Origin of the sequence: Plantibacter lichenum (assembly GCF_050587525.1) — a bacterium.
Taxonomy (GTDB): Bacteria; Actinomycetota; Actinomycetes; order Actinomycetales; family Microbacteriaceae; genus Plantibacter.
In genome coordinates this window covers 182,103-208,254 of record NZ_JBOBFT010000008.1, presented here as the reverse complement: position 1 = coordinate 208,254, position 26,152 = coordinate 182,103, and the positions used below count along the sequence as shown (strand labels likewise).

Below are 26,152 nucleotides of genomic sequence, written 5' to 3'. Positions count from 1 at the left end.
ATGGGTCCATGACCACACCCGTCGCAGTTGGAGCACCCGCCCTGGCGGGGGTCTCGGCACGGGTACGCGAACTGCAGGGCAAGATCACGCGGATGCAGACCACCCGCCTGGACACGAGATCGCTCCCCACAGCGGCACCGCTCGCGTCGCTGCTCCCGGGCGGAGCGCTGCAGGCCGGGGCGAGCTATTCCGTCATCGGATCCACCTCCCTCGCCATGGCGCTCATGGCCGGCCCGTCTGCCGCTGGCGCCTGGTGCGGGGTGGTCGGCGTCCCCACCTTCGGGATCGAAGCCGCTGCAGACGCCGGCATCGACCTCGAACGCCTCGTCCTCGTCCCTGAACCGGGCAAGCACTGGCTCTCGGTCACCGCCGCCATGGCGGACGTCGCCGGCGTCCTCATCGCCTCCGCCCCGGATCGGATCACCCCGAGCGAAGCGGCGAGACTGTCCGCGAGACTCCGGCAACGCGAGGCGACCCTCATCGTGCTCGGGCAGTGGCCGCAGAGCGAAGCGACCCTGCGGATCACCTCCAGTCGGTGGACGGGGCTTGGCACAGGACACGGCTTCCTGGAAGAACGCGAGGTGACCGTCAGCTCGCTCCTCGGACAGGGCACGACGGGACGCCCGCGCACCGCGACCCTCCGCCTGTCCCCCGCCACAGCTCCACGCACCGTTCGCGGCGGCACTGCGCACGACGGAGCGCAGCACGAGCACGAGCTGGCGCCGTTGCGACGGGTGGCGAACCTGTGAGCACGCCACTCGTCGAAGACCAGGTCCGCCGCCCTGCCGGCACGGACCTCACCGAGCAGATCGATCGAACCCTCATCCTCTGGTGCCCTGACTGGCCCATCGGCGCCGCCCGGCGTTCCGCAGACCTCGAGGACGGCCCGCTCGCCCTCGTCGACCGCGGTGAGGTGTTCGCCTGCGACGACCAGGCGAGAGCTGCAGGGGTCCGCAGGGGCCTCCGGGTCCGCGAGGCGCAGGCCAGGTGCACGGATCTCCAGGTGGTCCCGTACGACCCCGTGGTGGACGCGCGGGCGTTCGAGCCCGTCATCGCCGCGATCGAGGAGATCATGCCAGGCGTCCAGCTCCTCCGGCCGGGCATCTGCGCGATCCGCTCCCGTGGGCCGAGCCGCTACTACGGCGGCGAGGAGCAGGCGGCGGGCGTGCTGCTCGACTGCGTCGCATCCCTCGGGGTCACGGGCGCCAGGGTCGGCATCGCCGACGGCCCGTTCGCCGCGGAGCACGCAGCGAGGGCGAGCGGTGACGCCGCCATCCGGATCGTGGAATCGCAGGGTTCGCCGGCCTTCCTCGCCCCGCTGCCCCTCACCGTCCTCGGACAACCCGAGCTCGTGGCACTCCTCAGTCGCCTCGGCATCCGCACCCTCGGGCAGTTCGCGATGCTGCCTGAAGCCGACGTCCGTGACCGGTTCGGCGCAGAGGGCTCCTTCGCGCATCGCCTCGCCGCCGGAGCGGACACCCGTCGAGTTGTCCCGGGCAAAGCGCCGCAGGAACTCGCGGTCTCGGTCGCGTTCGAACCGCCGCTCGACCGCATCGACCAGATCGCGTTCGGCTTCCGGCAGTCCGCGGATCGCTTCATCGAGCAGATCATGCAGGCGGGTCTCGTGAGCACCGCGATCACCGTCACCCTGCAGATGGAGGAGGGCCAGCACTTCACCCGCACCTGGATGCACCCGCGCTGGTTCACGGCGTCGGACGTCCTGGACCGCGTCCGATGGCAGCTCCAGGGTTCGAACACTTCGGGCGACGGTCTCGGCTCGCCGCTCGTCCTCGTCGCGGTCGTTCCGGAGACGCTCGACAGCGCGGGCGATCACGAGGAGGGCCTCTGGGGAGGCGGGCCGGACGAACGCATCCACCACGGTCTCTCCCGGGTGCAGAGCATGCTCGGCCACACGGGCGTCCTCACGGCGGTGCGCGCCGGAGGCCGTCTCCTCACCGACCGTCGCATCCTCGTCCCGTGGGGCGGACTCCCGCCCGGCGGAGAAGCGGCGGTCGCGGCCAAGCGCGAACAGCCGTGGCCCGGCGCGATCCCGGGTGCGAACCCCGCGACCGTGTTCGACCCGTTCGCACCGGCCATCGTTGTAGACGCCCACGGCGACCCGGTCGACATCGACGACGATCGCAACCTGCTCAGCGCCGTCCCCGTCGGCTTCTCGACCACCCCAGACGAACGACGGACCGATGCGATAGCCGCGTGGGCGGGGCCCTGGACCGTCGATGAACGGTGGTGGGACGCACGGCACCACCGGCGGTTCCACCGCTTCCAGCTCATCGACGAACACGGGCAGGCCTGGCTGCTCGTCCTCGAGGACCATCAGTGGCACGCGGAGGCCAGATACGACTGACGCGCACTCCGAACGCATCGCCACCGCCTCGAAACCCGGTACTCGCAGCTCGCCCGGTACTCGCAGCTCGCACCACACCAACGGAAGGTCACAGCATGGGATGGCACAACCCGCCCGTCTCCTGGTCGGAGTTCGAACGGAAGCTCTCCGGCGCCAGCAGACCGCCGTCCGCTCCGCTCGGCGCGGACGGCGGCGACAGCCCGGCCTGGTCGCGGAAACGCCTCCCCTACCGCCCCGAGCAGCCACCGGTCCCCGTGCTCGATCCCGATGCCGTGGTCCCGTACGCGGAACTCCACGCGCACTCGACCTTCAGCTTCCTCGACGGCGCGAGCCCGCCCGAGAAACTCGTGGAGGAGGCGGCCAGACTCGGTCTCCACGCGCTCGCGATCACCGACCACGACGGATTCCAGGGCATCGTCCGGATGGCGGAAGCCGCCGAACGGTACCCCGAGCTCCGGACCGTCTACGGCGCGGAACTCTCCTTCGGACTGAGCGGGCCGCAGAACGGCACGGCTGATCCGGAAGGCCATCACCTGCTCCTCCTCGCCCGCCGGGAAGAGGGGTATCACCGGCTCGCGGGCGCGATCACGGATGCGCAGCTCGCCGAGGGCGCGGAGAAGGGACGGCCGATCTACGACCTCGAAACACTCGCGGCCTCGGTCGCAGGGCACGTGCTCGTCCTCACCGGGTGTCGGAAGGGGCGGGTGAGACAGGCGCTCGAACACCACGGGATCGATGCGGCGGCCGCGGAGGTCGATCGGCTCGTCGCGCTGTTCGGTCCGGAGAACGTCGTCGTCGAACTCATCGACCGCGGGCAGCCGGAGGACAGTACGACCAACGACGCCCTCGCCGAGATCGCCGCGCTCCTCGATCTGCCCGTCGTCGCCACGGGGAACGTCCACTACGCGACTCCGTCACAGCATCGACTCGGCAGCGCACTCGCCTCCGTGCGCGCCAGGCGCAGCCTCGACGAGATGGACGGCTGGCTTCCGGCGTCGAACGGCGGTCATCTGCGCAGCGGCGCCGAAATGGCCGAGCGGTTCGCCAGATACCCCGGAGCCGTCACGAGGAGCGTGGAGATCGCCGACGATCTGGCGTTCAGCCTCCGAGCGGTCCGGCCGCACCTCCCCAAGCAGGACGTGCCGGATGGCCACACGCCCATGAGCTGGCTCCGTCACCTCGTGTGGGAAGCCGTCCCGCGGAAGTACCCGAAGGCGTCGAAGACGGACCTCGAACGCATCGAACGAGAACTCGAGGTCATCGAGATGAAGGACTTCCCCGGGTACTTCCTCATCGTCTACGACATCGTCGCGTTCGCGAGGAGTCAGGGCATCCTCTGCCAGGGACGCGGATCAGCCGCGAACTCGGCCGTCTGCTACCTCCTCGACATCACGGCCGTCGACTCGATCGGCTACAAGCTGCCGTTCGAGCGGTTCCTGTCGAGCATGCGCGACGAAGAACCCGACATCGACGTCGACTTCGACTCCGACCGCCGTGAGGAGGCCATCCAGTACGTCTACCGGAAGTACGGGCGACGCAACGCGGCCCAGGTGGCCAACGTCATCAGCTACCGCCCCAAGTTCGCGGTGCGGGACATGGCGAAGGCCCTCGGCTACAGCCCCGGGCAGCAGGACGCCTGGTCGAAGCAGGTCGAGCGGTGGGGCGCTCTCGTCTCGAGTCAGGACCACGACATCCCCGACCAGGTGGTCGGACTCGCCCAGGAGCTCCTCACCTTCCCCAGGCACCTCGGCATCCACTCGGGTGGGATGGTGCTCACCGACCGACCAGTCGGCGAGGTCTGTCCCATCGAGCACGCCAGGATGGACGGCCGGACCGTGCTCCAGTGGGACAAGGACGATTGCGCCTGGATGGGGCTCGTCAAGTTCGACCTGCTCGGCCTCGGCATGCTGTCCGCCATCCAGTACTGCTTCGACTTCGTGGCGGACTCGCTCGGCGAGCGGTGGGCACTCGACACGATCCCGAAGGAGGAACCCGGCGTCTACGATCAACTGTGCCGTGCCGACTCGATCGGCGTGTTCCAGGTGGAGAGCCGCGCCCAGATGGGGATGCTGCCGCGCCTGCTCCCCCGGCGCTTCTACGACCTCGTGATCGAGGTCGCCATGATCCGCCCAGGGCCCATCCAGGGCGGCGCCGTGCACCCCTACCTGCGCCGGAAGACCGGTCAGGAGGACATCACCTATCTGCACCCCAGCCTCGAACCGGTGCTCGAACGGACGCTCGGTGTTCCACTCTTCCAGGAGCAGCTCATGCAGATGGCGATGGCGGTGGGCGGGTGCTCGGCGGAGGACGCCGACCTCCTGCGCCGCGCCATGGGCTCCAAGCGCGGTGAGGAGAAGATCGACTCGCTCAAGGACAAGCTCTACGCGGGGATGGCCGGCAACGGCATCACGGGCGACGATGCCGATGCCGTCTACCTGAAGATCCAGGCGTTCGCGAACTTCGGCTTCGCCGAGAGCCACTCGCTGAGCTTCGCCCTCCTCGTCTACGCGAGCGCGTGGCTCCGGCTCCACTACCCGGCCGCGTTCCTCGCCGCGCTCCTGAAGGCCCAGCCGATGGGCTTCTACTCCCCCATGACGCTCGTCGCGGATGCCAGGAGGCACGGCGTCACCGTGTTGCGCCCCGACATCCTGCGCTCGGGGGTCGACGCCGTGCTCGAGTCGAAGGACGCGTCCGCCGGTGCAGCACCGACCGGCCGCGACTCATGTCTTGAGCATGAGCAGCCGGCGGTCCCCCCGTTCGACCGCTCGCTCCCCGACGACACGGCGGGGCACCGGCGCGACGGCGCGCTCACGGTCCGACTCGGACTCACCGAGGTGCGTGGCATCGGCAAGCCCTTGGCCGCGCGGATCGTCGCCGAGCGCGAGCGGAACGGCGATTACCTCGACCAGGGCGATCTCGCGAGGCGAGTGGGGTTCACGACCCAGCAGCTCGAAGCGCTCTCCGCGGCAGGAGCCTTCGACTCCCTCGGGGTGAATCGACGGGAGGCGCTCTGGGGCGCAGGACAGGCCAGTCGCCAACGCCCCGATCAGCTGACGGGGACGTTCGTGAGCGTCCAGCCGCCACTCCTGCCCATCCCCACGGCTGCGGAGCAAGTCATCTCCGACATCTGGGCGACCGGGCTCTCCACCGACGACCATCCCATCCGCCACGTCCGCCAGGCGCTCCGCAGCCGCGGCGTGCTCCGTTCCGACGAGCTCAGCACCACCGAGTCCGACCGACGCGTCGAGGTGGGCGGCGTGGTCACCCACCGCCAGCGCCCGGCCACCGCGAGCGGGATCACGTTCATGAACCTCGAGGACGAAGCCGGGCTCGTGAACGTGATCTGCAGCGTCGGGGTCTGGAATCGCTACCGCCGAGTGGCGAGGGAAGCGCCGGCGATGATCGTCCGGGGCATGTTGGAGCGTTCACCGGAGGGCATCGTCAACCTCGTGGCGGATCGGTTGGAACCGCTCCACATCGGTGCACAGGTGCGTTCACGCGATTTCCAGTGAGCCCACAGGCGCACGAGCACGCAGCGTCGGCTGCGGCTGCGGCTGCGGCATCGGCATCGGCATCGGCTGCGGCATCGGCCGTCTCAGCCGCCGAGCGCCAGACGCCGCAGCTTCGGCAGTTTGGCGACGATGATCGCGTGGGCGTCCTCGATCATCTCGAACACGACGTCGTCCGGGACAGCGCCGTCCAGGCGGATCGAACTCCAATGCCGTTTGTTCATGTGATATCCGGGGGTGATGCCGTCGAAGGTCTCGCGGAGGAGCCTCGCGTGGTCCGGATCGCCTTTGACCGTAATGCTCGGCGGTTCCAGGCTGAGGTCGCCCACGGCGAACCAGGTGCCGAAGACGCTGAAGACGCCGAGTTCCGGGCTGCGCTGGAAGGGGAAACGTTCTTCGGCCCCCGGTAGTTCCACGCAGAATCGGCGCAGTTCTTCGACGTCGATCATCGCTCTCCTGTCGTTCATGTGCCGCGTGGATTCCGGCGCGGAGCAAACCGATCGGCCGTCCGCTCCGAACAGCGTATCGAGGCCCTCCGACGTCGACGAAACGCTGCAGAACCGCTCGTCGCACACCGAATTCTCAGCTCCATCGAGACCAGGAATGCCACGGGGACCACACGTGTTGCATCCACTGACCCGCAATACCAGGAGGGGGTAACCCATGGCACGAGTGTACGAAGAGATCGAAGGCCGGACCGGCGAGGTGGAGCGCTACCGTCATCACCCGAACGGCAAAGGCATGGTCGCAGCTCGTGCACTGGTCGACCCGAGCGCCTTCGTCGAACGGACGACGTTCGTTGAAGCAGAAGCCGACATCCGGGCGAACGCCTGGATCGGTGCAGGCACGTGGATCGACCGTTCCGCAGTGATCGGCGAGGGCGCCTTCATCGGCGCCAACGTCCACATCGGTGAAGGCAGCGTCATCGGACGCGGCGCCCGCGTCGGCAGCAACGCCCGCATCGGCAGCAACGCGAAGGTCGCCCACGGCGCGACCGTCGAACGCGACGAGCGCGTCCCGGACCGCTCGCTCGTCGGTGGCACGGCTCCCGTCATGTCGGAGCCGACCATCCGCCACACGAACCGGAGCCCGCGGACACCGCGCGGCGGCGGTTCGGACCGCTTCGGCAAGGCGGCATAGGCCGCACCGGCCGCGCGAACGTCGGCCGCGCATCGCAGCACACGCCAGAGGGGCGATCGGGAGACCGGTCGCCCCTCTGCTGTTTCCCGCCTGCTCCGGATGACCGTCACAACGCTCAGGCGCTCGGCCCGTCTCGATACGAGGCGGGCCGGATACACCCCGCAGAAACACAACAGGCCCGCGCGATGCGCGGGCCTTGTCATGTTGCGAGTACTGCTGGGGTACCTGGACTCGAACCAAGAACAACTGAACCAGAATCAGTCGTGTTGCCAATTACACCATACCCCAATGGTCTGAAGCGTTGCCCCCGACCGAAGATAAACTCTACCCTACCCGGCGAGGGCCGCCAAATCAGCTGCAGCCCGGGCGTGTGGCGACGAGGTCACGCGCGCACGCCGATCAGGTCCCGGTTCACGGCGCGCGCGAGACGCGCCCCGGCACCCGCCGCGACGATGAGCTGCTGCGGTCCGGGAGGCGTGATGTCGCCAGCGGCATAGACGCCTGGGCGAGACGTCCGTCCCCATTCGTCGACGATCACCAGGCCCTCGGCATCGGTGTCGATGCCCAGGCCGTGGATCGCGTCGAGCTTGACCGACCAGGACGGGCGCACGAATCCGGCAGCGCGTTCGATCGCCGTCCCGTCGGCCAGGACGACCCCGGTGAGGCCTTCGCGCCCGCCTGACAGCTCCGCGATCGAACGTCGGTCCACTCGGACGCCGTGGGCGCCGAGACGTTCCTCGTCGTCCGCGGAAACCGTGCCCTGGCCGTTCGTGAAGACGATGAGGTCGTCAGACCACTGCGACACGAGGAGAGCCCACTCGGCGAGGTCGCCGGACTCGCCGATGAGCGCGAGCGGCGCATCGGCCTTCTCGAAACCGTCGCACTCGACGCAGCTGTGGATATCGGTCCCGTAGAACGCACGCATCCCGGGGATGTTCGGCAGCGTCTCCGTGATGCCCGTCGCCAGGACGATCGTCGTGGCCGTGACCACGCGGTCCCGCTCGCCACGGACACCTTGCGCGATGACCTGGAAGCCATCGTCGAGCGGCGTGATCCGCTGCACGAGCGCGAACTGCACCTCGGCGTTCTCGTACCCCATGACCTCTTCGCGACCGAGTCGCCGGAGATCGAGGGGCGGGATGCCGTCACGCGTCAGGAAGCCGTGCGAGAGCAGCGTTGCCGCGTGACGGGGCCGGTTGCTGTCGAGCACGAGGACACGACGTCTGGCGCGGGCGAGGTTGAGCGCCGCCGAGAGACCGGCGGGCCCAGCGCCCACGACGACGACGTCGTAGTGCTCGCTCATGAGGCGAGTTTCGCCGACAACCGATCGAGTCGGGCGATCGTTTCGGCCTTGCCGAGGATCTCGAACGACTCGAAGAGCGGCGGTGACACGCGTCGCCCCGAAGCCGCGACCCGCAAGGGGCCGTAGGCGATGCGGGGCTTCAGCCCGAGGCCTTCGATGAGCGCACCCGCGAGCGCCTCCTGCAGCGCAGCGGCATTCCACTCCGACTCCGGCACGAGCTCGACCGCACCGATGGCCGCAGCGAGGACCTCACCGGCGTTGGCCGGCAGGCTCTTGAGGGCGTCCTCCTGGTACTCGAGCGCGTCCGAGCCGATGAAGAGGAAGCCGAGCATGTCGGGCGCCTCGCCGAGCAGCGCGATGCGCTCCTGCACGAGCGGCGCGGCCGCATCGAGGATGACCTGCTGCTCGGCGGTAAGCGGTTCCGTGACGATGCCGGCCGCCGAGAGGTACGGGATCGTTCGCGATGCGAAGTCCGTGACCTCGAGCAGGCGGATGTGGTCGCCGTTGATCGATTCGGCCTTCTTGAGGTCGAACCGGGCCGGATTCGGGTTCACGGTGGAGACCTCGAACGCCGCGACCATCTCATCGATCGAGAAGACGTCGCGGTCCGCCGTGAGCGACCAGCCGAGGAGCGCCAGGTAGTTGATGAGGCCTTCCGGGATGAAGCCGCGGTCGCGGTGGTGGAAGAGGTTCGCCTCCGGGTCGCGCTTGGAGAGCTTCTTGTTGCCCTCCCCCATGACGTAGGGCAGGTGGCCGAAGCGCGGGACGAAGGTGGTCACGCCGATGTCGATGAGCGCGTGATACAGCGCGATCTGACGCGGGGTGGACGGCAGCAGGTCCTCGCCGCGGAGGACGTGCGTGATCTGCATGATCGCGTCGTCGACCGGGTTCACGAGCGTGTACAGGGGGTGACCGTTGGGGCGGACCACGACGAAGTCGGTGAAGGAACCGGCCGGGAAGGTGATCTCGCCGCGGACGAGGTCGTCGAAGCTGAGGTCGGCGTCCGGGACCCGGAGGCGGAGCGCGGGCTGGCGGCCCTCCGCGCGGAAGGCGGCGCGCTGCTCGTCCGTGAGGTCGCGGTCGAAGTTGTCGTATCCGAACTGCTTGGGGCGACCGGCCGCCTCGTTGCGGGCGTCGATCTCCTCCGCGTTCGAGAAGCTCTCGTAGAGGTGTCCGGCCGCGGTCAGGCGAGCGATGACGTCGGCGTAGACGTCGCCGCGGAGCGACTGTCGGTACGGCTCGTGGGGGCCGCCGACACCGACGCCCTCGTCCCAGTCGAGCTTGAGCCAGGTGAGCGCGTCGATGAGCTGCTCGTAGCTCTCCTCGCTGTCGCGCGCGGCATCGGTGTCCTCGATGCGGAACACGAGCTTGCCGCCCGTATGACGCGCATAGGCCCAGTTGAAGAGGGCCGTGCGGATGAGGCCGACGTGCGGCGTACCGGTGGGTGACGGGCAGAAGCGGACGCGGACGTCAGCGCCTGTGGCGGAAGAGAACGGGTGGGAGATCGAGTCAGACATCGGTCCAATCCTAGCCGTCGAGCGCAGGGCGGTGCGGGTGGAACCGCCACTCAGGCGGAGGCGTTCGCGAACGTCGGCGTGAGCCCGGCAACGATGCGCATGGTCGCCGCGACGGCCGGGATGCGCTCGGCGTGGCCGGATCCCACGAGATGCAGCATCCGCTCGTCGCCACGACCGGTCGGGCGGGCGACCGCGCCGGGCGGCAACACGGAGGATCTGAGGGCGAGGCTCGGCAGGAGCGCGACTCCGAGGCCCGCCGCGACGAGCGCCGTGACGGCAGCGACGTTGTCCGTCTCGTGGGCGATGACCGGCTCGAATCCACTCGACGCGCACAGGCCGAGGAGATGCCCGCGGCACCGCGGACATCCGGCGATCCACCGTTCGTCGGCGAGGTCCGCGATCGCGACGATGGGCTGCGCCGCGGCAGGATGCGCAGCGGGCAGGACGAGCATCATCCGGTCGCTCCAGAGGTTGTCGACACGGAGGCCGACCGCGCTCGCGAGGTGCGGATCGGCGGGGTCGCCTGGATAGCTGAAGGTGATCGCGAGGTCGGCGTCGCCCGCACGGACCGCGGCGACCGCCTCCGGTGGCTCCGCTTCCACGAACGTGACCGTCACGGACGGATGGATGCGGGCGAGCTCGCCGAGGAGCGTCGGCACGATCGCGGATGACGCGGAGGGGAACGCGGCGATGCGCACCCGACCGGAGCGGAGTCCTGTGAGTTCGTGGATCTCGCTCGCCGCCGCGTCGAGCGCGCGAATCACGGTGACGGCGTGCTCGGCGAGGATCCGGCCGGCCTCGGTCAAGCGGACGCCTCTTCCCCGGCGCTCGATCACGGCCACGCCCAGACGCGCCTCGAGGCGGCGGAGGTGTTGGCTCACGGCCGGCTGGCTGAGCCCGAGGCTCGCGGCCGCCGCCGTGATCGTTCCCTGCTCGGCGAGGGCGCCGATGATCCGCAGCGTCCCGGAGTCGAGTTCCGCCGCGAGATCGTCCTGGTGTACGAGGGCCATGCCGATAATCATAATGCTGGCTTATGGTTCATATCGATGACCTGTCCTTGTTGGATGGAATCGGGACGACGACACTGGTGGCATGCCCTCCATCGCGTCCTCCCCCGCTCGATCGCTCGACGACGCCGTCCGGCAGTTCCCGGCGGTTCGCGGGTACCTCGCGGCCTGCACGCTCGGACTGCCGACCTCCGCGACGATCGACGCACTGCGGACGGACCTCACGTCGTGGAGTTCGGGCCTGTCCGATGCGACAGGTTACGGCCGGACGGTCGAACGGGTTCGCGCGCGGTACGCGTCGCTCGTGCACAGCCCCGTCGGAACGGTCGCGATCGGCTCGCAGACCTCTGCCCTCGTGAGCGTGGTCGCGGCCTCCGCACCAGACGGAGCCGAGATCCTCTGCATCGATGGCGACTTCAGTTCGCTCGTCGCGCCGTTCCTCGTCCATGCCGATCGTGGCGTCGCGGTCCGGCACGTCGCGATCGACGACCTCGCGGCATCCATCGGCCCCAACACTTGGCTCGTGGCATTCTCACTCGTGCAATCGTCCACCGGCCGGATCGTCGATCAGGATGCCGTCATCAGTGCCGCGCACGCGGCCGGCGCCCTCACCCTGTGCGACCTCACGCAGGCGACGGGGTGGCTCCCGGTCGACGCGTCGCGGTTCGACGTCACCGTCTGCCACGCCTACAAGTGGCTGTGCGCGCCTCGCGGCGTGGCCTTCCTCACGGTCGCTCGGACGCTCCTCGAGACGCTCCGACCCGTGCAGGCCGGCTGGTACTCCGGCGAGGACGTGTGGGCGTCCTGCTACGGACCGGCCCTCCACCTCTCCCCCGATGCCAGGCGGTTCGACGTCTCGCCCGCTTGGCAGGCCTGGGTCGGCGCCGAACCGGTGATCGACCTCTTCGCGTCGCTCGACGCGGAGGCCGTCCACGCGCACGCCGTCTCTCTCGGCGATGCGATGAGCGAGGGCCTCGACATCGATCCACGCGGGCAGGCGATCATCACCTGGCCGGATCGCGACGGTTCGGAGCTCGCGAAGCTCACCGCCGCCGGGATCACGGCGTCCGGCCGCGCGGGTCGAGCCCGCGTGGCGTTCCATCTCTGGAACACGCAGGACGATGTCAGAGCTGCGTTGACGGCGCTCGGCCGCTGAAGCGGCCACGGGCGCCGCCGCTCAGCCGTCCACGCACGAGCACTCCGGCGACCACGACGACACCGACGAGGACGAGGCACCAGAGCGCCAGCCCTGCGTAGCCGCTGAGCGCGAGGACGAGTCCAGCGAGCGCACCGCCGACGGCGCCTGCGAGGCTCATGAGCAGGTCGGTGATCCCCTGGTAGCGCGTGCGCTGGATCGCCGGCGACAGTTCGGTGACGAGCGCTGACCCCGCGACCGTGCTGGCGCTCCACCCGAGGCCGAGGAGCACGAGGCCGACCCCGACCGCGAACGAGTCGTCCGAGAACAGCGCCGCGACGAGCAACGCGGCGAGGAACAGTCCTTGTCCGAGGAACACGACGGCCACTCTGCCGAAGCGGTCCGAAAGGATGCCGAACACGGGCGACAGGCCGTACATGCCCGCGATGTGCAGACTGATCGTCAGGCCGATGACCGAGATCGACGCGCCGTGATGCTGGAGATGGACGGGCGTCATCGCCATGACGGCGACCATGACCGCGTGGCTCAGGGCGACCGCGAGGATCGCGAACCGCAGACCGACGCCAGCATGGGCATGGGTCGATGCAGGCACTGCGCCGGGCTCGGCCGCGGCCGAGGCGGCGTTCGCGAGGCTCACGAGGAGCGGGTCCGGCCGGAGCGCACTGAGATAGAGGACGACCGCGAGCAGCTGGGACACGATCGCGAAGAGGAACGGTCCAGCGAGCTCCGGGATCCCCACCATCCGAGCGAGCAACGCGCCGACGCCCACGAGGTTCGGGCCGATCACGGAACCGATCGTGGTCGCCCACACGACGATCGACAGGTCTCGCCCACGCTTCGTCGGGGTCGCGAGGTCGCTCGCGGCGAACCTGGCCTGCAGATTCGCCGCCGAACCGACCCCGATGCAGGCGAGTGCGAGGAGCAGGAGCGGGAAGACGCCGAGGACGGCCGCGACGATCACGAGCGCTGAGCCGATCGCGGCGAGTCCCGCACCGGCCGCGAGCGAGTTGCGACGCCCACGGGACTGCGCGAGCCGAGCGAGCGGGACGGCCGCAGCAGCCGCGCCGAGCGTCGTCATCGTCGCAGCGAACCCCGACCACTCGTCGGACCCGGAGACGCTCGCCGCGAGCAGTGCGCCCATGGAGAGCGCGGCGCCGAAGCCGAGCCCGCCGAGGATCTGTCCGCTGACGAGGACGACGACCGTGCGGCGCTGAACCGCGACGACGTCGAACGCCGATCGTGGTTCAGTGCTCACAGGAGGTGGTCATGGTTCGGAGGGCGAGCCTCAGGGACGGCGACCGGTGTTGCGGAGCACACCGATGCCGGAGATCTCCACCTCGACCGTCTCACCGCTCGCGAACGGGCCGACGCCGGCCGGCGTTCCGGTCAGGATGACGTCGCCCGGGAGGAGCGTCCAGACCGCTGACGCGTACTCGACGATCGCGCCGATCGAGTGGATCATGTCGGAGAGCGGCGCCTGCTGGCGCACCTCGCCCTCGACCCTGGTCTCGATCGTGGCGCCGTCGAAGTCGAATTCAGTCTCGATCCACGGCCCGAGGGGGCAGAAGGTGTCGAAGCCCTTCGCGCGTGCCCACTGTCCGTCGGCCTGCTGCAGGTCGCGAGCCGTGACGTCGTTGGCGATCGTGTAGCCGAAGATGACCTCGTCCGCGCGCTCCGCCGTGACGTTCTTCGCGATCGTGCCGATGACGATCGCGAGTTCGCCCTCGAAGTCGATGCGCTCGGACTGCGGCGGGAAGACGACCGTGTCGCCCGTACCGACGACCGAGGTGTTCGGCTTGAGGAAGAGCAGCGGCTCCGCAGGAGCCTCCCCGCCCATCTCCGCGGCGTGGTCGTGGTAGTTCTTGCCGACCGCGACGACCTTCGAGCGCGGGATCACCGGCGCGAGGAGCGTGGCGTCCGCGAGCGGGACGCGCTCACCGGTCGGTTCGAACCCGGAGTAGAGCGGGTCACCGTCGAGGACCACGAGATCCGCTTCGTCGATGATGCCGTACCGGATGGTCTGGTCATGGCTGAACCGTGCGATTTTCACACTCTCAGCCTAAGCCAGACCGACCCGGTCCGCGCTCAGGCGTCGAGCCGCGTCATCCAGCCGTGACGGTCCGGGAGACGGCCGTACTGGATGTCGGTGAGTTCCTGGCGTAGCGACATCGTCAACTCACCGGCCGGTGCATCGGCGTCGCCGACGGTGAACTCCGCAGACTTCAGCTGGGCGATGGGCGTGATGACCGCTGCCGTGCCGCACGCGAAGACCTCGACGATGTCGCCGTTCTCCACACCCTCACGCCACTCGTCGATCGTCACCTTGCGGCGCTCGACGCGGTGGCCGCGGTCCTCGGCGAGCTGCAGGATGCTGTCGCGCGTGATGCCTTCGAGGATCGAGTCGGAGTCCGGCGTGACGAGCGTGCCGTCCTTCTTCACGAGGACGACGTTCATGCCGCCGAGCTCCTCGATGTACTTCGCCTCCTGCGAGTCGAGGAAGAGCACCTGCGCGCAGCCGTGCTCGGCCGCTTCGGACTGCGGGAGGAGCGAGGAGGCGTAGTTGCCGCCGGTCTTCGCTGCGCCCGTGCCGCCCTTGCCAGCGCGGCTGTAGTCGGTGGAGAGCCAGATCGAGACGGGCGAGACGCCGCCGGAGAAGTAGGCGCCGGCCGGGCTCGCGATCACGTAATAGGCGACCTTCTTCGCGGGGCGCACACCGAGGAACGCCTCCTTCGCGAACATGAAGGGACGCAGGTAGAGGCTCGTCTCCGGGGCGGACGGCACCCAGGCCCCGTCGACCGCGATGAGCTGCTTGAGCGACTCGACGAAGTATTCGATGGGCAGTTCCGGCAGGGCGAGGCGCTTGGCAGAACGCTGCAGGCGGCGTCCGTTGGCGTCGGGGCGGAACGACCAGATCGAGCCGTCCGCGTGACGGTAGGCCTTGAGCCCCTCGAAGATCTCCTGGGCGTAGTGCAGGACCGCAGCGGCGGGATCGAGCGCGATCGGCCCGTACGCCTGGACGCGCGGTCGGTGCCAGCCGCCGTGCTCGGACCAGCAGACGTCGACCATGTGGTCGGTGAAGTACTGGCCGAAACCGGGGTTCGCGAGGATCGCCTCACGTTCCGCGTCCCCGAGCGAGTGCTCGTTGGGCGTCACGGTGTAGGTGAGGTCGCGCTGTGCCATCTGGAGTTGAGTCGTCATGGTCCGTCTTCCGTCGAATCCTGTGTCTAGTGTGCGCCCACGAGGGCCGCGATCGCATCCCCGACCTCGGTCGTGGTGCGGGTGACTCCGCCGCGGGACGCGATGTCCGCGGTCACTGCAGTCGCGATCCGCGTCGCTTCATCGGTCAGTCCCAGGTGCGTGAGCAGGAGGGAGACGGAGAGGATGGCGGCGGTGGGATCCGCGAGCTGCTTCCCGGCGATGTCGGGCGCCGATCCGTGGACGGGCTCGAACATGCTCGGGTACGTGCCGTCCGGGTTGATGTTGCCGGAGGCCGCGAGTCCGATGCCGCCGCTGATTGCGCCGGCCAGATCGGTGAGGATGTCGCCGAAGAGGTTGTCCGTGACGATGACGTCAAATCTAGCAGGATCCGTGACGAGGAAGATCGTCGCCGCATCGACGTGGAGGTAATCCACGGTGACGTCCGGGAACTCGATGGCGACGGCGTCGACGATGCGCTTCCACAGCGACCCGGCGAAGACGAGCACGTTGGTCTTGTGCACGAGCGAGAGCTTGCCGCGACGCTCGCGCGCTGCAGCGAACGCGTAGCGCACGACCCGCTCGACGCCGTACGCGGTGTTCACGGACACCTCGTTGGCGATCTCGTGCGGCGTTCCCTGGCGGATCGCGCCGCCGTTGCCCACGTACGGGCCCTCGGTGCCCTCACGGACGACGACGAAGTCGACGTCGCCGGCATCGCGCAGAGGACTCTCCACGCCCTCGTAGACGAGGGTGGGCCGAAGGTTCACGTAGTGGTCGAGCGTGAACCGCAGCTTGAGGAGGAGTCCCCGCTCGATGTTCGCGTCCTTCAGACGCGGGTCGCCGGGAACCCCGCCGACCGCGCCGAGCAGGATCGCGTCGTGCGCTTTGATCGCTTCGAGGTCCTCGTCCGTCAGGACGTCGCCCGTGGCCAGGAACCGCCCGGCGCCGAGCGAGAACTCCGTCTGCTCGAACACCACGTCGCTCGAGGCCGTGACCGCGTCGAGGACCTTGACGGCCTCCGCGATGACTTCCGGTCCGATCCCGTCACCGGGGATGACAGCGAGTTTGACGGTGCGCGACATGGGGCTCCTGGGGGTGAACGACAGTGTGCCGTCCAGCTTATCGCCGCTGGATCAGCGCACGCGACGCAGGCCGACCGCGGCGATGACCATCGCGCCGAGGATGAGGCCGACGCCGATCCACGCTGCGACGCCCACACCGCTGTCGAACGCGTGCCGAGCGGAGTCCAGGAGCTGCTGGCCGAGGTCGGCCGGCAGCTGGCCCGCGACGTTCGCCGCGCCGCCGAGGGTCTCCCCCGCGGCGTGCTGCTGCTCGGTCGTCAGCCCGACGGGCAGGACGACGCTCGCACGGTACGAAGCCGTGAGGACGGTTCCGAGGATGGCCGTTCCGAGGACTGCACCGAGCTCGTACGCGGTCTCGGAGACGCCGGAGGCCGCACCAGCCTTCTCGGCGGGAGCGCTCGCGATGATGAGCTCGTTCGAGATCGTCTCAGCGGAACCGATGCCGAGGCCGAGCGCCACGAATGCGAGGCCGATGCCGAACGCCGTGACGTCACCGCCGGTGATCGCGATGGCCGCGTACCCCGCCGCCGAGACCGCGAGGGCGATCGGGATGACGATGCCCGGGCGCACGCGCTTCGAGACGGGCACGATGAGCAGACCGGCCGCGATCATCACGAGGAGACCGGGCAGGAGCACGAGGCCGGCGTCGAGCGGCTTGAGCCCGAGGACGAGCTGCAGGTGCTGCGAGACGAAGAACAGGCCGCCGACGAGCGCGGTCACGCTGAACAGGTTGACGAGCACGGCACCGCTGAACGCGGGCTTCCGGAAGAGCGTGAGGTCGAGCATGGGCGATTCGAGGCGCAGCTGACGGCGCACGAACAGGACGCCGCTCGTGATGCCGACGACGAACGCGACGACCGTGATCCAATCGAAACCGGACTCGGCGAGGTGCTTGATGCCGAAGACGAACGGCGCCATCGCGAGGAGCAGGAGCAGGATGCTCGGCACGTCGATGCGACCGGGCTTCGGGTCCTTCGACTCCGGGATGAGGATCGGTGCGAGCACGACGAGCGGCAGGAGCACTGGCACGGCGATGAGGAACACGGCCCCCCACGCGAAGTGCTCGAGGATGATGCCGCCCACGATGGGGCCGAGCGCACTGCCGGCGGCGAATCCGCTCGCCCACACGGCGATCGCGAACCGGCGCTGGTCACGGTTCAGGAAGATGTTGCGGAGCAGGGACAGCGTGGACGGCATGAGCATGGCGCCGAAGAAGCCGAGGCCGGCGCGCGCTGCGATGAGGAGCTCGGGGCTGGGAGCGAACGCCGCGGCGATCGAGACGAGTCCGAACCCGATCGAGCCGATGAGCAGGAGCCGCCGACGGCCGATGCGGTCGCCGAGGCTGCCCATCGAGACGAGGAGGCCCGCGAGTACGAGCGGGTAGGAGTCGACGATCCAGAGGAGCTGCGTCCCCGTGGGCGTGAGCGCTTCGGAGATGGACGGGAGCGCGAAGTTCAGGACGGTGTTGTCGACCGAGACGAGCAGCACGGGCAGCATGAGCACCGCGAGTGCCCACCAGGCGCGCGCACCTGCGCGGGGGGCCTCGGTGGTGATGGGTGCGGTTGCGGTTGACACAGTGATCCTCTTTCTCAGTGGCAGAACTCGACTACTATACCGTCCAGTCGGTATAGTTATCAAGCAGCAGTTCGTCCCCTGCTGGTTACGATGGAGACATGGCCAGACCACCCGCAGCCCGCGAGCGCATCCTCGACGCTTTCGCGGAGATGCTCATCGAGCACGGTGAGCGCGCGGCGACCCTCGAGGCCGTCGCAGCAGCGGCCGGCGTCTCGAAGGGCGGCCTGCTCTATCACTTCGGCTCGAAGGAAGCGCTGGCCGACGGCCTCATCGAGCGGCTCAGCTCCCTCGCCGAAGCGGACACGGAGGCGATGGTGAACGCTCCGGAGGGGGCTGTCGAGTACTTCGTGCGCACCTCGGTCGACTGCGGGACCCCGTTCGATCGCGCGATCATCGCTGTGAGCCACATCGCTCAGGGGCCGAACCCGCGCGCGAGCGAAGCGATGTCGGCGATCCGCGACGGCTGGCTGCGGACGATCGAGGACGCGGTGGGCGACGCGGACACGGCGCGCGCCGTCGTCCTCATGTGCGACGGCCTCTACGCGAACACCGCCCAGCTGGGCATGGGCATCGCGGATCCGTCACAAGGATCCGACGAGAGCATCGACCGCCTGCTCGCGGTCATCAAGCGCCTCATCCCCTGACGCGGCGGGGTGCCGAGCCGTACCCGGTCGCTGAGGCGCACCCGGTCTCTGAGCCGCACCCGGTCACTGAGCCGCACCCGGTCACTGAGCCTGTCGAAGTGCACCCGAACAGGCCACACCCTTCGACAAGCTCAGGGACCGGACTCCGATCGCTGAGGCGCACCCGGTCACTGAGCCTGTCGAAGTGCATCCTCCGGACAGGCTCAGCGACCGACCTGGAGGACTACTCCGTGATGTCGATCTCGCGGAGCACCGTGGCGTCGATCGCGACACGCACTTCCTCGAGGATCTCGTCCGAGACGGGCGAGTCGACCGTGAGCACGCTGAGCGCGGGGCCGCCTGCTTCGTGACGGGCGACCTGCATGCCGGCGATGTTGATCGACGCCTCACCGAACTTCTGACCGTAGACCGCGACGATGCCGGGGCGGTCCGTGTAGAGCATCACGATGTGGTGCTCGGCGATGGGGACCTCGACGTCGTAGCCGTTGATCTCGACGATCTTCTCGATCTGCTTCGTGCCCGTGAGCGTTCCGGAGACCGAGATCTGCGAACCGTCGCTGAGTGCGCCGCGGAGCGTGATGATGTTGCGGTACTCCTCGCTCACGTCGTCGGTGAGGAGGCGGACCACAACGCCGCGCTGCTCCGCGAGGAGCGGTGCGTTGACGTAGGAGACGGTCTCGCTCACGATGTTCGTGAAGATCCCCTTGAGGGCGGCGAGTTTGAGGACGCTGACGTCGTATCCGCTCAGTTCGCCGTGGACCTCGACGTCGACGCTCGTGAGCGGCGACGTGGAGAGGGCCGAGAAGACCTGGCCGAGCTTCTCGACGAGCGGGATGCCGGGACGCACGTACTGGTCGATGACGCCGCCGGCGACGTTGACCGCATCCGGAACGAGTTCTCCGCCGAGGGCGAGGCGCACGGACTTCGCGACCGAGACGCCGGCCTTCTCCTGCGCCTCATCCGTCGACGCACCGAGGTGCGGGGTGACGACGACGTTCTCGAGGCCGAGGAGCTTGTGGTCGGTGGGCGGTTCGCTGACGAAGACGTCGAGGCCGGCGCCGGCGATGACGTTGTCGGTGAGGGCCGTGTAGAGCGCGTCCTCGTCGATCAGGCCGCCACGAGCGACGTTGACGATGTAGGCCGTCGGCTTCATGAGCGCGAACTGCGGACCGGCGATCATGCCCGTGGTCTCCGGCGTCTTCGGCATGTGGATCGAGATGAAGTCCGCCTGCGCGAGCAGTTCGTCGAGCGTGACGAGCTGCACGCCGAGCTGCTGAGCGCGGGCCGAGGTGACGTAGGGGTCGTACGCGATGACGTTCGTGCCGAACGCCTGCAGGCGAGCGGTGATGAGGGCGCCGATGCGGCCGAGGCCGATGATGCCGATCGTCTTCTCGTAGAGCTCCGTGCCGGTGTACTTCGAGCGCTTCCACTGGCCCTGGGCGAGCGCGGCGTGCGCGGCCGGGATGTGGCGGGCGAGGCTCAGGATGTGGCCGACGGTCAGTTCCGCGGCAGAGATGATGTTCGACGTCGGTGCGTTGACGACCATGACGCCTGCCGTCGTGGCGGCCTTGATGTCGACGTTGTCGAGGCCGACGCCCGCACGGGCGATGACCTTGAGCTGCGGGGCGGCCGCGATGGCCTCCTCGTCGACTTTGGTCGCGGAGCGCACGAGGATGGCGCTCGCGTCGGACAGGGCGGACAGCAGGGCCGGGCGGTCGGTACCGTCGACGGTGCGGATCTCGAAGTCGGGCCCGAGGGCGTCGACTGTGGCGGGTGAGAGTTCTTCGGCGATCAGCACGACCGGTTTCGACACGGAACTATTCCTTTGAGCGCAGCGGGAGCGGGGACTGGGCGAGACAGCACGTGGGCGCGCCCACCAGCACTCTAGCGGAGCGGGCTGCGCTCCGGCCGCCGGATGACGCTCCGCGACCGATGCTCAGGACAGCGGGATGTCGAAAAAGGAGTACGGGCCGAAGAGCGCGAGGACCGACTGCCAGAGCGCGGCCACGACGCACAGGGCGACGAAGAACCGCACGGCCTGTTCGAGGATGCGTTTGCGCCTTCCCGTCCAGTAGGCGATTGCGAAGGCGACGAGCGGGAGCACGATGCTGGCGGGCAGGACGATCCAGGCGAGCGCGTTCATCGGGCCGAGCTGAGAGGACAGTCCGAGGATGCCGACGAGGTTCCCGATCGCCTCGAACACGTCGTAGGCGAAGAAGAGGCCGAACAGGACGGCGACGGTCCAGCTGAGCCAGATTGGACCGGTCTTCTGTGCGCGGTCGGGAGCGGTTCGATCCGCTCCGGCTTCCGCGGTGGTGCGTGCACGCATCGTCAGACCCCTCTCAGGAACGGCCACGGAATGAGGACGACGACCCCGACGGCGAGCATCGCGATGCGGAACCACGGCTTCTGGGGACTCGTGAGCCACAGGGTGGCCGCCATCCAGGCCGGAGCCGCGAGGACCGCGAGGGCCTGACCCAGGTTGAACATAAAGGCCCCGACGACGTCGGTGGGCGGTGGGACGTCCGGTCGGAACGCCGAGACGATCCAGCCGACGGCATAGAGCAGGAACACTCCCCCAAAGACGCCGAGCGTGATGAGCATCGGTGAGCTCATCTGCTCCCGGGGTGCGCCGGGTGCAGTCGACGAGCCGGCCGCCGCGGTCGCAGGCTCGACCGCCTCGGTCTCGACGGCCTCCGGCGCAACGACGTCGGAGTCCGCGATCGGCGCAGCATCGACAGCGACCGCTGCGTCAGGATCCGTGGCGCGATCCGTGGCAGGATCCGTTTCGGATGTCTCCGCCTCCGAGGCGAAGACCGTCTCCGGCGCTTCCGCCTCGGCTTCGCCCGGCGTACCGACGACCTTCCAGCCTGGAGCCAGATGGGGCTCCGCTGATCGGACGCCTTGCGGGTCGAGGGTCGGGTCGTCGTCGCCCGCCCAGCTCAGCGCTTCGTCGTCACGCCCATCACTCATGTCGTCCAGCCTATCGCCGCGCGGCCGGGCAGCCGTGCGGGCTGGAGACCGCAACGGGGCGACAATAGTCGGATGAGCCCGTTCAGCATCGTCCCGCTCGTCCTCGTGATCGCGCTCGCCGCGGTCTTCCTCGTGATGGGCGTCGGGCATTTCCTCCCCGGTCCGAAACGCACGATGGCGGCGATGATCCCGCCGAGGCTGCGCTCAGACCGGATCACTCCCGCCGCGCTCGTCGCGTTCACCGGCGTGTGCGAGATCGCGGGCGGCATCGGACTGCTCGTTCCGGCGACGCGTCTCGCGGCCGTGATCTGCTTGATCGTCTTCCTGGTGGCGGTCTTCCCGGCGAACGCCTACGCGGCGAAGCACCGCGAGAAGTTCGGTGCACTCGCCACGCCGTTCGTCCCGCGCCTGATCGGGCAGCTCGTCCTCATCGCGGCGCTCGTCGTCACGGTCATCTGACCGACACACAACAGCGACTCGGACAGACTGGTCCGGCCAGGCCGGAACAACCGATCACGAGCGGATCGAACGCCTGACCGCTGCCACCGCGCGGGCGACCGTCGTCGCATCCGTCACGTCATACGCAGCGGATCCTCCGCCCGGACCCGTCTCCGTGAGGCGACCGGAAGGACGCTTCGCGGACAGGTGCACGGCGTCGACGCCGGAGCCGACCAACTCGGGGATGGCGTCGACGGTGACGCCGCCGCCCGCCATGATCTCCACCCGGCCGGCCGCGTGCTCGACGAGCTTCGACAGCATCGGCACGCCATCGATGCTCGACCGCGCCTGCCCTGACGTGAGCACACGACGCACCCCGGCCTCGGCCAACGCGTCGATGCCCTCGAGCGGCTTCAGCGAAGCGTCGAACGCCCGGTGGAAGGTCACTTCGAGATCTCCCGCGGACTCGACGAACCGTGCCGTGGTCTCCAAGTCGATCGAACGGTCGCCCTGGAGCGCACCGACGACGACGCCTGCTGCTCCGGCGGCTTCGAGCGCGAGGACGTCGCCGAGCATGACCTCGACCTCACCGGGCGAGTAGACGAACCCGCCTTCGCGCGGACGGACGAGGACGTGCACGAAGTTCGTGAGTCCCGCCTCGTCCGCCGCGCGGACAGCGGCCATGACGAGCCCGATGGAGGGTGTGAGACCTCCGACGCCGAGCGCCTGACAGAGTTCGATCCGCTCGGCGCCCTCCTTGATGGCGACGCGCACGCCGTCCAGATCCTGGACGGCGATCTCCACCGCGACGTGACGTTCAAGGGTGCTCATGGGGCTCATCCTTCTAGTCTTCCGCATGCCGAGGACTGCCCCGTGCACCCCGCCGGGCTGCTACTTGTTGGTTCCCTGGGAAACCGATCCCTGCAGCTGGCGCTGGAAGATCAGGTACACGATGAGCACCGGCACGACCGTGATGACCGACGCCGCGAACAACGCGCCGAAGTCCACCGAGTATCCGGCCTGCGAGGCGAACGACGCCATGCCCTGGGTCAGCACGTAGTTCTGCGGGTTGCTGTTGAGGGCGACCGGCAGGAGGAACTGGTTCCAGAGTCCGACGAAGTTGAGGATCGCCACGGTCGCGAGACCGGGACGGGCCATCGGCAGCATCACCTGGAAGAACGTCCGCCACTCCCCCGCGCCGTCGAGCGCCGCCGCTTCCGCGATGGACGCCGACAACGACTTGAAGAAGGAGAAGAGGAAGAACACCGTGAACGGGAAGGCGAACGCCGCGTAGGTCAGGATCAACCCGGGCAGTGTGTTCAGCAATCCGATGCTGCGCAGCACGAAGAACAACGGAACGATCGCGAGGAAGACCGGGAAGGTGAGCCCTGCGAGCATCAGGTAGTAGATCGCCCGGCTCCCGAAGAACTGGAACCGCGCGAGCACGTACGCGCACATCGACCCGAAGAGCATCGTGACGATGAGCGCGCCGAACACGACGATGACGGAGTTGATGAAGAAGCTGCCGATGCCGGCAGTCGTCCACGCGTTGACGTAGTTGTCGAAGTTCCACTTCGACGGGAGCGCGAACGGCGAGGAGAAGATCTCCGAACTCGTCTTGAACGAGGACATGACCGTCCAGAGCAGCGGGACGACGACCACGATCGACCAGATGATGAGGACCGTGTGCGACGCGGTCCCCACCACCTTGTCACCCGTCGTCGACTTCCGGGTCGATGGCACCTTCTGGGTGCCGACGACGGCCGGATTCGCCGTTGTTGCCGTGGTGACGGAGCTCATTCTGCGACCTCACTTGTTCCGCCGGTGAGACGACTCACCAGGAAGACGATCCCTGCGAACAGCAGGGTGACGAGCGCCAGGACGACACCCATTGCACAGGCGTAGCCGAACTGCCCTTTGGTGAAAGCCGTCGTGAACAGTTGCTGCGACATCACGAGCGTCGTGTTGCTCGGGCCGCCGCCCGGGTTCAACGCCGCCATGTAGACGAAGGCGTCGAGCGCCAGGATCCCCATGTAGATGTACGCCGTCTGGATGTTGTCGCGGATGAGCGGGATCGTGATGGTGAGCGCCGTGCGGAACCGACCAGCGCCATCGATCCGAGCCGCTTCGTAGATCTCGGCCGGCACGCCCTTGATGGCCGCGATGAACAGGACCGTGTAGAAGCCGATGAGGCCCCACACGATCACGAACATCGTGGCGATCATCGCCGTGTCCGGATTGCCGAGCCACGCGAACGACTGGAACTGATCGAGTCCTATCCCCGTCAGCACGCCGTTCAGGAGCCCCGACGACGGGTCGTAGATCTGCTTCCAGATGAGACCGATCACGATGGCGGGCACCACGTACGGGAAGAACGTGATGACCCGGTAGACGCTCGAGTTCCGCAGGCCCCGCATCGGTCCGTTGCTCGGACCGCCGATGGTGATGAGCGATGCGAACAGGAACGCGATGCCGAGCGTGACGATCGGGAGCACGATCGCGAGTGTGACGCTGTTCCCCATCGCCTGCAGGAACGTGGCGTCCTGGAACAGCTTCGTGTAGTTGGAGATGCCCACGAAGTCCATCGCCGGCGAGAAGCCGGACCAGTTCGTGAGCGAGTAGTACGCGGCCTGGGCGAACGGCGAGACCACGAACACCACGTACCCGACGACGGGCACGATGAGGAACACGAGGAAGAAGGTGATCCGGTCGAACGTGAAGTCACGACGGCGCAACCGGCGGGCGGCGGGAGGTTTCCCGCCACCCACGCGCCCGACCGGTGTGCCGATCGCTGTCATTTGACGGTGACCTTCTTCACCGAGTCGTCGTTCCGGACCTTGTCGCTGATGTCCTGCAGACCCTTGGTGAGGGTCGCGACGTCGGAGCCGCCCTGGAGGAACGTGTTCCAGAGGACGAGCTGGTCGGTGTTGAGGCCGTACAGGTCGACGAAGTTCCAGGAGAACACGTCCTTCCCTGCGGCTTCGAGCATCTTGACCTGCGACACGAGTGCCGTCGAGCCGAAGCCGTCCGCGGGGATCGTGTCCTTGACGATCGTGGAGGAGAAGGTCGTCTTCGCGAAGTTGACCGCGGCGTCGTTCGAGAGCATCGCGCGCATGAACTCCTTGCCGCCGGGCACGTTCTTGCCCTGCGACGGGACGACGAAGCCTTCACCCGCGGTGCTGTGCAGCGCCGTGTACGGCATCTTGGGGTTCGCTGTGACGGTGGGCTCCGGAGCGCCCGTCATCTTGAAGCCCTCCTTCGTCTGCGTCTTCATCTCGTTCTCGATCCAGCCGCCGGACGGGTAGAGGATGAAGTCCTCCGCGTTGCTCCACTGCGCCTGTGCGGCCGTGAACTGGGTTCCCGCGCCACCTGGCTTGACGTACCCGGCGTCGATGATCTTCTTGAGCGCGTTGAACACGTCCTGCACGGGTTGCAGCGACCAACAGCCTTCGGCCAGGTTGTCGAGTGCGACGCGGACCTCGTCGCCGCCCTCCTTGATCGCGGAGGCGATCGCCATGGTCTGGTAGTAGGTGGCCGCTTCCGTTCCCCAGCCGAACAGGTACTTGCCCTGCTCCTTGGCCTTCGCGCCGAGTTCGAGCGCTTCATCCCAGGTCTTCGGAACGGTCCAGCCGTTCGACTCGAAGAGGGACGCCGAGTACCACATGGCGTAGACGGTCAGCACGTAGTTGAGCTGAACGAACTTGCCGTCGAAGGTGCCCGGCTCGACGACACCCGGGTAGAGGGTGTCCTTGATGACCTTGCCCTCGTAGTTCTTCGCCTCGATGACGGAGGTGAGGTCTTCGAGCTGGTCACGGATGGTGTTGATGCCGATGAGGCCGGCACCGCTGTTGTCGATGACGTCCGGCGGGTTGCCTGCGACGAAGCGGGGCTGCAGGGTCTGCGCGATGTTCGTGGCGGCCGTGACCTTGACGGTCGAGCCCTCCTGCTGCTTCTCGACGAGCTTGCCGGCGAACTCCGTGTACTCGATGCCGTAGCCGCCCTTGAAGATGACGGCGTCGACGGTCGACTTGGCTGCCATGCCGAACGGGTTGCCCGCGGAGACGGGCCCACCGGTCGCGGTGGCGGTTCCGCCTCCACCCACGCAGGACACGAGTGTGCCACCGAGTGGGAGGAGCACGGCGGTGACGAGTGCTCCCCGCAAGAAGTCGCGTCGTTGGAATGATGCGTGCTGCTGTTCCATCGTTCTACCTTCCAGTGATTCGTATGGTGTGGTGCGGAGAACCG

23 protein-coding genes and 1 tRNA gene are annotated in these 26,152 nt (G+C 68.3%); 7 read left to right on the top strand and 17 right to left on the bottom strand.

Annotated features, from left to right (window positions below):
• Positions 1–8 precede the first annotated feature (8 nt).
• From ACQ3HB_RS13010 to ACQ3HB_RS13000, 3 genes are all read left to right on the top strand, one after another.
• The gene (locus ACQ3HB_RS13010; RefSeq protein ID WP_430920482.1) at positions 9–749 is read left to right on the top strand and encodes a hypothetical protein; all 741 of its coding nucleotides are present in this window, start codon (positions 9–11) and stop codon (positions 747–749) included.
• Positions 746–2,365 carry a DNA polymerase Y family protein gene (locus ACQ3HB_RS13005; protein WP_430920481.1) on the top strand — a complete coding sequence of 540 codons (1,620 nt, stop codon included), beginning with the start codon at positions 746–748 and terminating at the stop codon, positions 2,363–2,365. Before ACQ3HB_RS13010 ends, ACQ3HB_RS13005 begins: the two co-directional genes overlap by 4 nt.
• A 95-nt stretch (positions 2,366–2,460) precedes the next feature.
• The gene (locus tag ACQ3HB_RS13000; protein WP_430920480.1) at positions 2,461–5,877 is read left to right on the top strand and encodes an error-prone DNA polymerase; all 3,417 of its coding nucleotides are present in this window, start codon (positions 2,461–2,463) and stop codon (positions 5,875–5,877) included.
• Between the two features lie 83 nt (positions 5,878–5,960).
• On the opposite strand, the gene ACQ3HB_RS12995 is transcribed toward ACQ3HB_RS13000, so the two are convergent.
• Positions 5,961–6,539 (bottom strand): MmcQ/YjbR family DNA-binding protein, encoded by a 579-nt coding sequence (locus ACQ3HB_RS12995; protein ID WP_430920479.1) that lies wholly within the window; start codon positions 6,537–6,539, stop codon positions 5,961–5,963.
• Here ACQ3HB_RS12995 and ACQ3HB_RS12990 point away from each other — a divergent pair.
• Positions 6,538–7,014 (top strand): DapH/DapD/GlmU-related protein, encoded by a 477-nt coding sequence (locus ACQ3HB_RS12990; RefSeq protein WP_430920478.1) that lies wholly within the window; start codon positions 6,538–6,540, stop codon positions 7,012–7,014. The two genes, ACQ3HB_RS12995 and ACQ3HB_RS12990, sit on opposite strands and share 2 nt — an antisense overlap.
• Before the next feature lie 216 nt (positions 7,015–7,230).
• Here the strand turns inward: ACQ3HB_RS12990 and ACQ3HB_RS12985 are convergent.
• The 4 genes from ACQ3HB_RS12985 to ACQ3HB_RS12970 form a co-directional block, all read right to left on the bottom strand.
• Positions 7,231–7,302 (bottom strand) — tRNA-Gln (locus ACQ3HB_RS12985).
• Between the two features lie 94 nt (positions 7,303–7,396).
• Entirely contained in the window at positions 7,397–8,317 is a 921-nt protein-coding gene (locus tag ACQ3HB_RS12980; protein ID WP_430920477.1) for an NAD(P)/FAD-dependent oxidoreductase, read from the bottom strand.
• Positions 8,314–9,834, bottom strand: coding sequence for a glutamate--tRNA ligase (gltX, locus tag ACQ3HB_RS12975; RefSeq protein WP_430920476.1), 1,521 nt, complete (start codon positions 9,832–9,834; stop codon positions 8,314–8,316). Before gltX ends, ACQ3HB_RS12980 begins: the two co-directional genes overlap by 4 nt.
• 50 nt (positions 9,835–9,884) lie before the next feature.
• Complete coding sequence (locus ACQ3HB_RS12970; RefSeq protein ID WP_430920475.1) at positions 9,885–10,844, bottom strand: LysR family transcriptional regulator; 960 nt, start codon at positions 10,842–10,844, stop codon at positions 9,885–9,887.
• A gap of 82 nt (positions 10,845–10,926) precedes the next feature.
• Between ACQ3HB_RS12970 and ACQ3HB_RS12965 the strand changes: the two genes are divergently transcribed.
• Entirely contained in the window at positions 10,927–11,997 is a 1,071-nt protein-coding gene (locus tag ACQ3HB_RS12965; RefSeq protein WP_430920474.1) for an aminotransferase class V-fold PLP-dependent enzyme, read from the top strand.
• Here ACQ3HB_RS12965 and ACQ3HB_RS12960 read toward each other — a convergent pair.
• Genes ACQ3HB_RS12960 through ACQ3HB_RS12940 form a run of 5 tightly spaced genes read right to left on the bottom strand, consistent with a single transcriptional unit; the run spans position 11,966 to position 17,858 of the window.
• Positions 11,966–13,252, bottom strand: coding sequence for an MFS transporter (locus ACQ3HB_RS12960; RefSeq protein WP_430920473.1), 1,287 nt, complete (start codon positions 13,250–13,252; stop codon positions 11,966–11,968). The genes ACQ3HB_RS12965 and ACQ3HB_RS12960 overlap by 32 nt on opposite strands.
• A gap of 30 nt (positions 13,253–13,282) precedes the next feature.
• Positions 13,283–14,047, bottom strand: coding sequence for a fumarylacetoacetate hydrolase family protein (locus tag ACQ3HB_RS12955; protein WP_430920472.1), 765 nt, complete (start codon positions 14,045–14,047; stop codon positions 13,283–13,285).
• A gap of 35 nt (positions 14,048–14,082) precedes the next feature.
• Positions 14,083–15,195, bottom strand: a complete 1,113-nt coding sequence (locus tag ACQ3HB_RS12950) for a branched-chain amino acid aminotransferase (RefSeq protein WP_430920471.1) — start codon at positions 15,193–15,195, stop codon at positions 14,083–14,085.
• 26 nt (positions 15,196–15,221) lie between these two features.
• Positions 15,222–16,277, bottom strand: coding sequence for a 3-isopropylmalate dehydrogenase (locus tag ACQ3HB_RS12945; RefSeq protein WP_430920470.1), 1,056 nt, complete (start codon positions 16,275–16,277; stop codon positions 15,222–15,224).
• A gap of 51 nt (positions 16,278–16,328) precedes the next feature.
• Positions 16,329–17,858, bottom strand: a complete 1,530-nt coding sequence (locus ACQ3HB_RS12940; protein ID WP_430920512.1) for an MFS transporter — start codon at positions 17,856–17,858, stop codon at positions 16,329–16,331.
• 92 nt (positions 17,859–17,950) lie between these two features.
• On the opposite strand from ACQ3HB_RS12940, the gene ACQ3HB_RS12935 reads away from it, so the two are divergent.
• A complete protein-coding gene (locus ACQ3HB_RS12935) occupies positions 17,951–18,496 on the top strand; it encodes a TetR/AcrR family transcriptional regulator (protein WP_430920469.1) in 546 nt (181 codons plus the stop codon).
• 223 nt (positions 18,497–18,719) lie between these two features.
• On the opposite strand, the gene serA is transcribed toward ACQ3HB_RS12935, so the two are convergent.
• The 3 genes from serA to ACQ3HB_RS12920 form a co-directional block, all read right to left on the bottom strand.
• Positions 18,720–20,309, bottom strand: coding sequence for a phosphoglycerate dehydrogenase (gene serA, locus ACQ3HB_RS12930; RefSeq protein WP_430920468.1), 1,590 nt, complete (start codon positions 20,307–20,309; stop codon positions 18,720–18,722).
• Between the two features lie 123 nt (positions 20,310–20,432).
• Positions 20,433–20,825, bottom strand: a complete 393-nt coding sequence (locus ACQ3HB_RS12925) for a hypothetical protein (RefSeq protein WP_430920467.1) — start codon at positions 20,823–20,825, stop codon at positions 20,433–20,435.
• Positions 20,826–20,827: 2 nt separating this feature from the next.
• Complete coding sequence (locus ACQ3HB_RS12920) at positions 20,828–21,469, bottom strand: hypothetical protein (RefSeq protein ID WP_430920466.1); 642 nt, start codon at positions 21,467–21,469, stop codon at positions 20,828–20,830.
• 72 nt (positions 21,470–21,541) lie between these two features.
• Between ACQ3HB_RS12920 and ACQ3HB_RS12915 the strand changes: the two genes are divergently transcribed.
• Entirely contained in the window at positions 21,542–21,928 is a 387-nt protein-coding gene (locus tag ACQ3HB_RS12915; protein WP_430920465.1) for a DoxX family protein, read from the top strand.
• Between the two features lie 54 nt (positions 21,929–21,982).
• Here ACQ3HB_RS12915 and ACQ3HB_RS12910 read toward each other — a convergent pair whose 3' ends face one another.
• The 4 genes from ACQ3HB_RS12910 to ngcE are packed head-to-tail and all read right to left on the bottom strand — an operon-like array spanning position 21,983 to position 26,108.
• Positions 21,983–22,738, bottom strand: a complete 756-nt coding sequence (locus ACQ3HB_RS12910; RefSeq protein WP_430920464.1) for a copper homeostasis protein CutC — start codon at positions 22,736–22,738, stop codon at positions 21,983–21,985.
• Positions 22,739–22,798: 60 nt separating this feature from the next.
• Positions 22,799–23,707 carry a carbohydrate ABC transporter permease gene (locus tag ACQ3HB_RS12905; protein WP_430920463.1) on the bottom strand — a complete coding sequence of 303 codons (909 nt, stop codon included), beginning with the start codon at positions 23,705–23,707 and terminating at the stop codon, positions 22,799–22,801.
• On the bottom strand, positions 23,704–24,705 hold the full coding sequence (locus ACQ3HB_RS12900; protein ID WP_430920462.1) for a carbohydrate ABC transporter permease: 1,002 nt from the start codon (positions 24,703–24,705) through the stop codon (positions 23,704–23,706). The genes ACQ3HB_RS12905 and ACQ3HB_RS12900 overlap by 4 nt, the downstream gene beginning before the upstream one ends.
• Entirely contained in the window at positions 24,702–26,108 is a 1,407-nt protein-coding gene (gene ngcE, locus ACQ3HB_RS12895) for an N-acetylglucosamine/diacetylchitobiose ABC transporter substrate-binding protein (RefSeq protein ID WP_430920461.1), read from the bottom strand. Before ngcE ends, ACQ3HB_RS12900 begins: the two co-directional genes overlap by 4 nt.
• Between the last annotated feature and the right edge of the window lie 44 nt (positions 26,109–26,152).